We start from the raw sequence: 12,479 nt of genomic DNA, 5'->3' as shown, positions 1-12,479 counted from the left end.
GAGCGGCGCGGCACTGGACGAATGACGGAGACGGGGCTAAAACGAGGCATTCCCCGGAGATTTTGATGAGTCCGCGCCAACGTTTTTTCGACTGTCTGCACCGTTCACCGCCCGCGCTGTTCGAGGCGGCGTTGTGGATGGCTGCCGAGCATGACAAACACGTCGACCCCGAAGCGCTATTGCAGGACTTCAAGGAACTGCAACAGCGCGTCAGTTCCGGTTTGCCACTGTTGCCGGTCAGCGAACTGGCGCAGCCGCTCCTGCGGCGGATGACCGATCTGGGTTTTGCACAGGATGATTTTGCGCCGTTGCGCCCGCAGGCCGCGATGGTCAACAAGGTGTTGCAGACCCGACGCGGCCAACCGTTGGCCCTGGCGCTGATCGCGCTGGAACTGGCCCGTGGTCTGGAGATCCCGCTGGTGGGTGTGAACTTCCCCGGACATTTCCTGCTGAAGGTGCCCGGGGCTGATCACTTGCTCGATCCGTGCGGTGGGCGGCGCCTGTATCCGAACGATTGCCGCGAACTGCTGCATCGCCAATACGGCCACCAGATGCAACTCAACGCCGATCACCTGCTGGCCGCCACACCGCTACAGATGCTTCAACGCCTGTCGCGCAACCTGCGCCAGTTGCACCTGACCCACGATGACTTCATCGCCGCGCTGATCGATGCCGAACGCGTGCTCGAAATGGGCGATGCCAGCGCCGCCGACTACTTGGCCCGGGCCAGCCTGTACCAGCGTCTCGACTGCCCGAACGCCGAGCGCTTCGATCTTGAGCACGCGCTGCTGCTCAGTGACGACCCGATTCAGCGACTTCGCCTGACGGAGCGGCTGGGGCATCTGCCGCCCAATTCGGTGGTGCACTGACTGACGCCGCAGCAGGCGAACGCACCTGAATGATCAACAACGCCGCAATCACTGCCGGAATCGCGCAGAAGAAGAAAATCTGCTCCACCGGAATGTGCATCGCCAGCAACAGGCTGCCGAACAGCGGCCCGAGAATCGAGCCGAAACGCCCCACTCCCAACGCCCAACCGGTGCCGGTGGCGCGCACGTGCGCCGGATAGAAATTGCTGGCGAACGCATTGAGCGTCAGTTGCCCGCCAATGATGCAGAAGCCCGCCGCAAACACACAGGCCACCAGATAGCGCGGGTTGTCGTGATTCAGGCCCAGCAGAATCGTGCACACCGCCGCGCCGGCCAGCACACCGGACAGCAACCGCACTTTGCGCTTCAGACGATCAGCGAACCACGCCATGCAGATCGCACCCAGCGTACCGGCGAACAGAAACATCGACGTCACCAGATTCGCTTCATTGAGTTTCAGGCCACTTTCCAGCAGCAGCGACGGCAGCCAGCTGATCATGAAATACAGCAGGATCAGACTGACGAAAAACGTCGCCCAGATCAGCAAGGTCGGGCGTGCGTAGCCGTTGCGGAACAATTCAACCACGGTCAGTTTGCTGCCCTGCTCGCGTTCGTTCTGCTCGACCGACGCAGCGGGCGGTTGCCAGTCCGGCAGCATCCGCGCGGTAACCTTGCGCAGCCGCGCATACGGTGGCGCATCGCGCAGCAGGCGCGGCAGTGACTCGGGCAGCATCCACCAGAGGAACGGAAACAGCAGCAACGGCGTAACGCCGCCGGCGAGGAACACCGCTTGCCAGCCGAACCGGTCGATGAACCCGGCCGCGACAAAACCACCCGCCGCCCCGCCGAAGGAAAAACCGCACGCCGCCAGCGTCACCATCAACGTGCGCAGGCGTGGCGGGGAGTACTCCGACATCAACGCCATGGCACTGGGCATTGCGCCGCCCATGCCGATGCCGCAGATGAAGCGCGCGATCATTAAGGTATTCAGGGAATCGGCGAACACCATCAGCACCGTGAGGCTGGCGTAGATCAGCACACAGGCGAGCAGAATCCGCCGTACGCCGAAACGGTCGGCCAGCGGCGTCACGGCGAGCGAGCCTAGAGTCAGGCCCAACAGGTTGGCGCTGAACACCGGGCCGAACGCGGATTTCTCCAGGCCCCAGTCCTGCGCCAGCGCGGGCACCACGTAACCGAGTACCTGGGCGTCATAGCCGTCGGTGACCAGCAACAAGGCGAGAAGAATCAGGAGCAACCACTGAAAACGGGACACAGGACGGGCGTCGAGTGCCGCCCGGAAGCTGGCAATCTGGTTATGCATCGCAAGGTACCTGTTTTGTTTTTATGTTTTTTTGCGGGTAACCGGAATGGCTCCCGTGCGCTGCACGGGAGCCATCAAATGCTACTTCGGCGTGTCCGGCTGATTCGCCGGATGCGCCGCGATGAACGCCGGATGTTCAGCAGCCAACGCGGCCACCCGACGGATCCGTGGATACGCCTCCAGCGAAACGTTGAAACGCTCGGCCGCATACAACTGAGGGATGAGGTACACGTCTGCCACGCACGGCCACTCGCCGAAACAGAAGCCGCTGTCGCCGATCAACTGCTCCACCGTCGCCAGCCCCTGACCGATCCAGTGAGCGATCCACTCGTTGACCTGCGGCTCGTCATGGCCCAGACCACGCAGGCGATTGAGCACGCTGACGTTGTGCAGCGGATGCACGTCGCAGCCGATCACCGCCGCCACGCCGCGCACTTGTGCGCGGGCAACGAGGTCCTCGGGCAGCAGCGGCACCTGTGGATAACGTTCCTCCAGGTACTCGATGATGGCCGGCGACTGAATCAGCAACTTGCCGTCATCGGTACGCAGCGCCGGCACCCGGCCCTGGGGATTGATCGCCAGGTACGCCGGTTGCCGATGTTCACCGCCGGGCGGCGCGATCAAATTGACTGGCAACGCCTGATAGTCGAGGCCCTTGAGTGCCAGCGCGATCCGTACCCGGTAGGACGAAGTGGAACGGTAATAGGTATAGAGATCCATGAGCCGCTCCTGTCAGCGCGCCGCCAGCACAGTGCCACGGCATTCGCCGAAACCGATCGAGGCAAAACCTTCACGGGCGCAACGAGCGCGCAGGATGATTTCGTCGCCATCTTCAAGGAATTTGCGCACCTCACCGGAAGCCAGCTCGATTGGCTTTTTGCCACCCTCGGTGATTTCCAGCAGGCTGCCGAACTGGCCGTTTTCAGGGCCGGACAAAGTGCCCGAACCGAACAGGTCACCGGCCTGCAACTGGCAGCCGTTGACGCTGTGGTGCGCGACCATTTGCGCGACAGTCCAGTACATGTAGCGGGTGTTGCTCAGAGTCAGGCGATGGGCCGGCAGGTTCTGCTCGCGCATTTTCTCGGTGAGCAGCAGCACTTCCAGCTCGATATCGAAACCACCGCCATCCTGATCGCGCTTGTCGAACAGGTACGGCAATGGCTGCGGATCACCTTCCGGGCGCGCCGGTTGCGCGGTGCGGAATGGCGCCAGCGCTTCGGCGGTCACCACCCATGGCGAGACGCTGGTGATGAAGCTTTTGGAGAGGAACGGGCCGAGCGGCTGGTATTCCCAGGCCTGGATGTCACGGGCCGACCAGTCGTTGAGCAGGCAGAAACCGGCAATGTGTTCAGCGGCATCGCCGATGGCGATCGACTCGCCCATCTCGTTGCCCTGACCGATCCAGATCCCCAGCTCCAGCTCATAGTCCAGACGCGCACACGGGCCGAAGGTCGGCTCGGTCGCACCGGCCGGCAGGGTCTGGCCTTTCGGGCGACGCACGTCGGTGCCGGAAGCACGTACGGTGGACGCACGACCGTGGTAACCAATCGGCACGTGTTTGTAGTTCGGCAGCAACGGGTTGTCCGGACGGAACAGCTTGCCGACGTTCTGCGCATGCTCGATGCCGACGTAGAAGTCGGTGTAGTCACTGATGCGCGCCGGCAGGTGCAGTTGGCAATCGGCGGCCAGCGGCAGCAGTTTTGCGCCCTGGGCTTCAATATTGCCGCGATGGGTGCTGCCTTCGCTGAACAGCTCCAGCAGTCGTTCGCGCAGGGCAACGCGAGCGTCGCGGCCGAGTTCGAAGAAGGCGTTCAACTGGCCGCCTTGCATGGCTTCGACTGCACTGCGCGCGACGCCGTCGAACAACCCGGCCTCCAGCGCCACTTGCAGATCGAAGATGTGTTCGCCAATCGCCACGCCCGCGCGCGGCGCCGAGCCGTTGAGGCTGAACACGCCCAGCGGCAGGTTCTGCAACGGGAAATCGGTGTGGCCGTTGGCCGAAGCGACCCAACTGCGGGTGATGGAATTCTGAGTCATGGGTTATCTCCGGGTCGGGTCGAACGTGGCGGGCAGCGTGGCCCAGCAGGCGTCGTAAGTGGATTGCAGTTGCGGACAGTCGAGGGCAAAGCGGCTTGGACGCAGCACCTGGCTGGTCTCGAACATGAAGGCCATGGTGTTGTCGATCTTGGCCGGTTTCAGGTCCGCGTTGATGGCTTTGGTGCAGGTCTCACCGTCCGGGCCATGAGCACTCATGCAGCTGTGCAGCGACGCGCCGCCAGGCACGAAACCTTCGGCCTTGGCGTCGTACTCGCCCTGGATCAGGCCCATGAACTCGTTCATCAGGTTGCGGTGGAACCACGGTGGACGGAAGGTGTTCTCGGCCACCATCCAGCGCGGCGGGAAGATCACGAAGTCGAGGTTGGCCAGACCGTGGACGCTGGTCGGCGACGTGAGCACGGTGAAGATCGACGGGTCCGGATGATCGAAACTGACGGTGCCGATGGTGTTGAAGCGGCGCAGGTCATATTTGTACGGCACGTTGTTGCCGTGCCAGGCGACCACGTTCAGCGGCGAGTGATTGAGTTCGGTGCCCCACAACTGGCCGAGGAATTTCTGCACCAGGGTGGTTGGTTGTTGCAGGTTTTCGTAGGCGGCGACCGGAGTCAGGAAGTCCCGTGGATTGGCCAGGCCGTTGCTGCCGATCGGCCCCAGATCCGGCAGGCGCAGCGGCGCGCCATGGTTCTCGGCGACGTAACCGCGCGCCTGCGGGTCGAGCAGTTCGACGCGGAATTTCAGGCCCCGTGGCAACACGGCGATTTCCAGCGGCGCCACTTCCAGCACACCCAGCTCGGTTGCGATGCGCAGACGCCCCAGTTGCGGCACCAGCAGCAGCTCGCCGTCGGCGTTGAAGAACACCCGTTCCATCGAACGGTTGGCGCAGTAGTGATAAATGCTGATGCCGGCCGGTTTCTCGGCAGCGGAATTGGCCGCCATATTCACCAGACCGTCGATGAAATCGGTCGGTTCGGCCGGGATCTCCAGCGGGTTCCAGCGCAGGCGATTGGGGGTCACTTCACCCAACGGTCCACCGGCCAGTTGCCGCTCCAGTTTGACGAATGCCGGGTGATTGGCCGACGGCTGGATCCGGTACATCCAGGTACGCCGCGCTTCGCTGCGGGTCATGGTGAACGCAGTGCCGGAGAACAGTTCGGTGTAGAGACCGTACGGGGCTTTCTGCGGGGAGTTCTGGCCGACGGGCAGTGCGCCGGGCAACGCTTCGGAGCTGAATTCGTTGCCGAAACCGGACTGGTAAGCCAGGGCTGAATCGAGGTTCATGGAGCCTCCTGAACAGGGAGTCGGCATGGCCGGACGCTCTGGATCAGAGGTCTTGGCACGCCGGGGTTATTTTTATCGTAATCCAATTACGCATAACGTAATTTGCTCGCTATCCAGCGTCAAGCTATAAAGACGCCCATTCGTTCCGGGACACGGCAGCACCATGGAAAAAACCAGCGACAGCAACGGCAAACAGAAAGTCCGCTCCGCCGAAGTCGGCACCGACATCCTCAAGGCCCTGGCCGAGTTGTCGCCGTCCACTTCGCTGTCGCGCCTGGCCGAACATGTGCAGATGCCGGCGAGCAAGGTTCACCGCTATCTGCAGGCCTTGATCGCCAGCGGTTTCGCCGAGCAGAACACCGCCACCAACCATTACGGTCTCGGCCGTGAAGCGCTGCGCGTGGGCCTGGCCGCACTCAACAGTATGGACGTGCTGAAAGTCGCCGCCCTGCCGCTGGCCGAACTGCGCGACGAACTCAACGAAACCTGTTTCCTCGCGGTGTGGGGCAATCAGGGCGCAACCGTTGTGCACATCGAACCGGCGGTGCGCGCGGTGACGGTCGTGACGCAACTGGGCTCGGTGTTGCCGCTGCTCAGTTCATCCACCGGTCTGGTGTTCAGCACCTACCTGCCGCACCGGGAAACCGACGAATTGCGCGAACAGGAAATCGCCAGTGGCGGCCATCCGCTGGCGGACGAAAAAGCCTATGCGGCGTTATGTGAACAGATCCGCGAACGCGGTCTGCATCATGTGCACGGTTTGCTGATGCCCGGTGTCGATGCCTTGTCAGCACCAGTGTTCAACGCCCTCGGGCAGATCGCCGCGGTGTTGACCATCGTCGGCCCGACCTCGCTGTTCCACGCCGACGAAAACGGCCCGGCGGCGCAGCGGTTGCTGGCGGCGACACGGGCCGTGAGTTGGCGGATGGGGTATCAGCCAGCGTGAATATTCAACGGCACAAACCGAGCACTCTCGCCCGCGCCACAGCGTGAGTTCTGCGCTCGACGCCCAGCTTCGCGTGAATTCGCCGGACATGCGTTTTGACCGTGTGCAACGAGATGAACAACGTGTCCGCGATTTGCTGATTGGAACTTCCCGACGCGATCAGCCCAAGAACTTGCGACTCTCTCAAACTCAATGAGCCTTCGTTATCCCCTTCATCAAAAAGTGGATCAGCGACCGTTGAGACGGGCCAGATACTGAGCGCTTGCTCATCAAACCTCTTCGACAACCGCTGCAGATTGATATGACTGGCCAACGTTCGCCCTTTATCGAAGTAATGCCGGGCTGACTCCCGATCATTGAGTATCCAGGCCACCTCGCTCATCGCCAACAGCAACTCGGCTTCAAGCACGATCATCCGGCTGGCGTGAGCCTGCTCGAGCAAAGACTGCAATCGCACCACTGGCTGTTGCGCCTGCTGCAACCGGGCCTCAGCCAGAATCAGCAAACACTCAATGCGCGGAATCAGCTCCAGCGTCGCCGGCGGGGCTTGCCTTGCATGCGGGCCGCGATAATGTCTGAGCACCCGGCTCAACGCCTCGCGAGCCAGTTCGGGTCGTCCTTGTTGCAGCCAGAATTCACTGCTGACCTGCAGCAGGACGCCGCGATAAACCGTGTCCGGAATCTGCCGCTGCTGCATCAACCGTTCAGCATCGCGCAGTCGCATGAAGGCGTAAGCGTAATCACCCTGATCGGCGGCCAGTTGCGCCTGACCGAGAAAGCCGTAAAGCACGCGCTTGTCAAAGCTGCGCAGACAGTCGTCGAGCCCTTGCTGAAAGAGTCCGGCCGCCCGGTCCTGCTGCCCCATGCTCAGTGCCAGCCGCCCGCGACGCAGGGCGATCCGCCCCAGCAGCGGCGTCGGTCGCTCGATTGACTGAACAAGCAGCTCATACAGATTGGCCAGTAGTTCTTCGGCTCGAGCCGACGCGCCACGTTGCTCCAGCAATTGGGCATGATCAAGTTCCAGCAACGCTTCGAACAACAGAGAACCCTCAGCCCGGGCCAGACACAACGCTTCACGATTGATCGAATGAGCCAACTCCAGATCACCGCCCAGCAACGCCTGCTGAGTGCGACCCGACAGACAAAGCAGGCGTGCCGTCCAGGCCTGCGGCGGTAGATCGTTCAAGGCTTGCTCGAAGTGATCGCGTGCTTCCTCCATCCGTCCTTGCAGATGCGACAGCCAGCCTTGCTGAGCCTGCCAGCGGGCGATCAATTGCCGTTGCTGGTCAGCCGACGGTGGCGGCAAAAAGCGCGAAAGTTGCCCGATGCAATCTGCAGCCTGCGCAAATCGCCCGGCGAACAGCAACGCCGCCGTGATCAAACCGACCAATTGCGCAGAGCCCAGCAGCAGTTCTTCACCGCGTTGCTCATAAAGACGCAGCAACAGCACAACCGTCTGCTCCTCGAACAGATGCTCGAAACTGAAGTGTTGCAACAGGCTCACCGCGACCTCGTATTCCTCGGCCAGCAACGCCTGCTCGAAGGCGCATTTCCAATGCTGTCCGGCAGCAAACCACTGACAGGCCCGGCGATGCCAGGAACGTCCGGCAGGCCAGGGTTCGTCGCGCATCAAACGCGACAGCGGGGCACACACTTGCAACCACTCGGGCGAGTCTTGCCAGGGTTCAATAAAGCACCCGAGCGTTTGCAGACTGCGCATCCATTGCGCCCCGTCACCAGCACCGAACAGATGGTCGCAAAGGCCGGCATTGAACCGCGGCAAATGCGCCAGCACCCGCCAGGCCTCGGCCAGCTCCGGACTCAGACCGCTGAACAATTCGTGTTGCAGGTAGTCCAGCAAGGTGTCCATGCGTTGCTGCGGCAAGGTCTTTTGCGACCAGTCGCATTTTTGCATCAACAGCATCCGCACCCCGGCACACCAGCCGCCACTGCGCTGAAAGATACGCCCCGCCACACTGTCGGCCTGGGCGGGTGGCAAGTGACGCAGCACTTGTGCAATCTCGTCCCGGGTCAGCGCCAACGCCGTGCCTTCACATTCGTACAAGGCATCGTCGAGCAGCAGGCGCGGCCAGTTGCAGGTTGGGCGCCGTCGCGTGCCGATCCACCACGTCACGGCCGGACTGCTGATCGCCAGCATCCGGTCGAGCAACGCATCCAGCGCCGGCTCCGGGTATCGGCAATAATCGTCGATCAGCACCCAGGTCACCGTAGACCGTCGCGCCAGTTCATACAGCAGTGACGCTTCGTCCGAGGTTGTCAGCCCCATTGCTTGCGCAAGTCGTTCGCAACATTCGCCAGCGCTCAAGGATGCACCGGCCAGCGGCAACCAGCAGACGGTGCAATTGACGGGCGCTTGCAGCAGGCATTCGGTGAGCAGCGCGGTTTTGCCGCTGCCGGCCGGCGCGCAGATCAGTTTGACCCGTGCCGTCGACTCAAGCAGTGCATCGCAAAGTCGCGGACGTGGCAGGTGATGGGAAGAAAGTCTCGGAAAAAAATCTGCTCGATCCAGACGGGGTGTCATGGCGGTCATCGGGTGCGCCTTTTTATCGTTGTGCGTTCACCCTAGCCCTCTCCCCGATGCTTGTTGACGAGTATTCAGTACGCTGATTGCTGCCCATAAAAAAGGCGACCAACCGGTCGCCTTTTGTCTCGCGAGTGTATCGCTCCCCTTACCGGACGCCCTCGGCGCGCAGGGCCGAAGGTGTGAAGTCGGCCGCCTTGGCTTCGAAGCCGAATTCGAAGCTGTGCTTCTCCTCGTTCTTCATGCCCAGGGCAATGTAGCGACCGGCGATGATGTCGTAGAGCGCTTCCAGTGTGTAGGCCTGGGCCTGGTGATCGTAGTAATACTGGGCATGCCCTTCGGCCACCCGCCACAACTGTCCGCGACCGTCGTAGTGATCGGCCAGCGCCACTTGCCAGCTGTCCTCGTCGATGTACATGTGACGCTTGGCGTAGATATGCCGCTCACTCGGCTTGACCGTGCCGATCACTTCCCAGACCCGGTGCAGTTCGTAACGGGTCAGGTCCTGATTGATGTGCCCGGCCTTGACGATGTCGTCGTACTTGAGCTTCGGCGAATCGAGTTTGTAGCTGTTGTACGGAATGTACATTTCCTTCTTGCCAACCAGTTTCCAGTCGTAACGATCCGGCGCGCCGGAGAACATGTCGAAGTTGTCCGACGTACGCAGGCCATCGGCGGCGGTACCCGGGCCGTCGTAGGCGACTTGCGGCGCACGGCGAACCCGGCGCTGACCGGCGTTGTAGATCCACGCCAGACGCGGTTCTTTCACCTGGTCGAGGGTTTCGTGCACCAGCAATACGTTGCCGGCCAGACGTGCCGGGGCAGTCACGGACTGCTTGAAGAAGGTCAGCACGTTGGCGGCCTGCTCCGGATCCAGCTCCTTCATCAACTGCGGCACGGCGATCTCTTCCTCGAAGCGGATCGGTGTGTAGCTGCCGTTGGTCTGCGGGGTCACCTGGGTGATGATCCGGCGCAGGTTGCCACCGTGGTAACGGGTGATGTGGTTCCACAGCACCTCGACACCGTTCTTCGGAATCGGAAAGGCGTAGTAGCGATTGCCAGTGAAATTGGCCAGACCGTTGCCGTCGTTTATCGAGGTCACGTTCAGCGCACTGCGTTTGGCCGACTCATAGATTTCCGGCGGCACGGCGACGGTACGGTGGGTCGGGTAGACCGGAATTTTGTAGGTTTCGGGATAGCGCTTGAACATCGCCACCTGGCCTTCGGAGAGTTTGGCCTTGTACTGGTCGACGTTGGCCGCGGTGATAGTGAACAGGGGTTTTTCGCTGGCGAACGGGTCGGCGAGAAAACCTTTGCTGTCCACCGCCCCTGCGTTTTTCGGGATGCCGCCGGTCCAGGCCGGAATCGAGCCATCGGCGTTACCCGCCTTTTCGGCGCCCAGCGGCGTCAGGCTGGTGCCGAGTTTCTCGGCCTCTTGCGGCGACACCGCCGCGATCACGTTGGCGGCCAGCAGACTCAAGGCCAGGACACCGCATTGCAGAATCATCTTGCGCATTGATTTCATCCTTCTCGGGCAGATCAGAAGTTCACGCCGAAGCTCAGGGCCACGAAGTCACGGTCGGTGAGGACGTTGTAATCGCCGCCGAAAAAGTCGGTGTAACTGAGGCTCGCGGTGTAGGTGTTGCGGTAGTCGGCATCGACCCCGACGCTGATTGCCTTGGCGCCTTCGTTGAACAACCCGTTGGGGCCGTAACCGGAGACGTCGTGGGACCAGGACAGGTTGGGCTTGAGGTTGATCCCGCCGATCACGTTGGCGTAGTCGAGGATGGCCCGGGCGCGATAGCCCCATGAGGTCGAAGTGACGAAACCACCAGTGTCGCCGCCGAAACCGTACTGGCCGTACACCGAATCACGGCCGTAACGCAGCTTGCTGCGCGACTCCAGACCACCGACCCGGACCACCGCCGCCTCACCGACCACGGTCAGGCGTTCGGCACCCAACACCTGATCGAAGAAGTGCGTGAGCGTGCTCTGCAGTTGCGTCACTTCCTTGCGCCGGTAGCCTTTGTTGTCGGCCCCCGGCGACGTAGTCAGCGGCGACGCCGCGCCGCCGGCAATCGGGTTGAGCAAGGCCAGGGTCAGGTCGTTGGTGTTGACCTGCACCGGGGCGTTGGGGCGGTAGCTGAGTTCGCCGGTCCACGCAGTACCGGTGGGCAATGTGGTGGCGAAACTCGCGCCATACAGACGGATGTCTTCCGGGTATTCGAGGTAATACTGACCGCGTCCGAGCATCACGCTTTGCGCCAGCCCGGAACCGCTGCCGGGGGCCAGGCGATTGGCGGTGCTGACCATCCCCGGCAGCGCCGCCAGAGTCGACAGGCCCGCCGTGGTGGTGCCCACCGTGGGCGTACGGCTGTGGTAGTTGAGGAAATAGAGGCCATATTCGGTATCGTCACCGAGCCAGCGCAGCGCCGTACCCCACTGCCCGGAATCCCGTGCATCGCGATCACCGCCACGGGGCACGACGACGCCTTCGCGCGTGACTTCGATGGGTTGTCCGAAAGCGGCGGCCACCGGTGCCAGCGGGGCGATCGCCGGATTGGCGACGGTGTAACCATGGTTGCAACCATCCGCCGCGACGTCGACACCGAAGAAGGTGCCGCAGTTGTCGAGAACGGTCTGGTCCCACTCCAGCTGATAGAAGCCCTCGACCGAAAGTTTGTCCGTCAGGCTTTGCGAGCCGAACAGCATGTTCACCGGAATCAGGCCTTCCTTGATCTCCGCGCCGGGCCGGCGGAAGGCCGAGACGTCGATCGGGTTGATGCTGTTGATCGAGTTGCCGATGAAGGTACTTTCGCCCCAGCTCACCACCTGCTTGCCGGCACGCACGGTGCCCGGCAGATCGGCGATTGAATAGTTGTGATAGACGAACGCATCAAGAATCTGCCCGCCGGAAGACTTGGCGCCTTCCTTGCGGCCCTTGTCGCTGATGGGCTTGAACTCGCGGTCTTCGTCCTTGAGTTCGAAGTCGTACCAGTACTTGCCACGTACGAACACACCGGTGTCGCCGTACTTCAATTCAAGGTCGTGGATGCCCTTGAAGATCTTGGAAAAGGTCTCGCCCTTCTTGAAGTTCAAGCGCCCGTCATCACCGGTCGAAGACTGGCCCGTACCGCCATTGACCGTGCCGACCAGTGACTTGTCCGCATCGCGCATGCCCCAGCTCGCGCCGACCGACAGCGATGAGTCGAACGTGCCTTCGATTTCGCCGATGTTGAAATCGATCGCATGGGCCTGGGCACAGCAACCCAAGGCGACCGCAGCCGCCAGCGCCTGCGGTTTGAAGATGGCGCGCATTGTTGTTTTTGTCATGCGTCTTCCCCGGTGAGTGACAGAAGGCCCCACCCTACTGCCGCCACACGGGGACGATAAGCGCACCAAGGAGGTATTCGCGCTGTCGCCCGAAAGGATGAATCCCCGCCTGGAACGGGGCTTGCCGCGAGG

The 12,479-nt window shown here is 62.2% G+C and carries 9 protein-coding genes; 2 read left to right on the top strand and 7 right to left on the bottom strand.

The annotated features are described in order from the left end of the window. Positions 1-65 precede the first annotated feature (65 nt). On the top strand, positions 66-869 hold the full coding sequence (locus AC1RMX_RS18555) for a SirB1 family protein (protein ID WP_096819080.1): 804 nt from the start codon (positions 66-68) through the stop codon (positions 867-869). On the opposite strand, the gene AC1RMX_RS18550 is transcribed toward AC1RMX_RS18555, so the two are convergent. The 4 genes from AC1RMX_RS18550 to hmgA form a co-directional block, all read right to left on the bottom strand. Further along, complete coding sequence (locus AC1RMX_RS18550; RefSeq protein ID WP_493072693.1) at positions 793-2,190, bottom strand: MFS transporter; 1,398 nt, start codon at positions 2,188-2,190, stop codon at positions 793-795. The genes AC1RMX_RS18555 and AC1RMX_RS18550 overlap by 77 nt on opposite strands. Before the next feature lie 81 nt (positions 2,191-2,271). Then, positions 2,272-2,910: a maleylacetoacetate isomerase gene (maiA, locus tag AC1RMX_RS18545; protein WP_102619468.1), complete on the bottom strand. Its 639-nt coding sequence runs from the start codon at positions 2,908-2,910 to the stop codon at positions 2,272-2,274. A 12-nt stretch (positions 2,911-2,922) separates the two neighbouring features. Further along, complete coding sequence (fahA, locus tag AC1RMX_RS18540) at positions 2,923-4,227, bottom strand: fumarylacetoacetase (RefSeq protein WP_493072692.1); 1,305 nt, start codon at positions 4,225-4,227, stop codon at positions 2,923-2,925. 3 nt (positions 4,228-4,230) lie between these two features. Then, positions 4,231-5,526, bottom strand: a complete 1,296-nt coding sequence (hmgA, locus tag AC1RMX_RS18535) for a homogentisate 1,2-dioxygenase (protein ID WP_493072691.1) — start codon at positions 5,524-5,526, stop codon at positions 4,231-4,233. A gap of 163 nt (positions 5,527-5,689) precedes the next feature. Between hmgA and AC1RMX_RS18530 the strand changes: the two genes are divergently transcribed. After that, on the top strand, positions 5,690-6,472 hold the full coding sequence (locus AC1RMX_RS18530) for an IclR family transcriptional regulator (RefSeq protein WP_096819072.1): 783 nt from the start codon (positions 5,690-5,692) through the stop codon (positions 6,470-6,472). A gap of 4 nt (positions 6,473-6,476) precedes the next feature. On the opposite strand, the gene AC1RMX_RS18525 is transcribed toward AC1RMX_RS18530, so the two are convergent. From AC1RMX_RS18525 to AC1RMX_RS18515, 3 genes are all read right to left on the bottom strand, one after another. Beyond that, positions 6,477-9,023 (bottom strand): LuxR C-terminal-related transcriptional regulator, encoded by a 2,547-nt coding sequence (locus AC1RMX_RS18525; protein WP_493072690.1) that lies wholly within the window; start codon positions 9,021-9,023, stop codon positions 6,477-6,479. A 139-nt stretch (positions 9,024-9,162) separates the two neighbouring features. Next, entirely contained in the window at positions 9,163-10,530 is a 1,368-nt protein-coding gene (locus tag AC1RMX_RS18520) for a DUF1329 domain-containing protein (RefSeq protein WP_493072689.1), read from the bottom strand. Positions 10,531-10,553: 23 nt separating this feature from the next. Beyond that, positions 10,554-12,347, bottom strand: coding sequence for a DUF1302 domain-containing protein (locus tag AC1RMX_RS18515; RefSeq protein WP_096819067.1), 1,794 nt, complete (start codon positions 12,345-12,347; stop codon positions 10,554-10,556). Positions 12,348-12,479: the final 132 nt, after the last annotated feature.

It is taken from the genome of Pseudomonas sp. GW822-FHT03F04, from assembly GCF_058801405.1.
The sequence above is the reverse complement of the archived record's forward strand: the minus strand, read 5'-3'. Positions and strand labels throughout refer to the sequence as shown.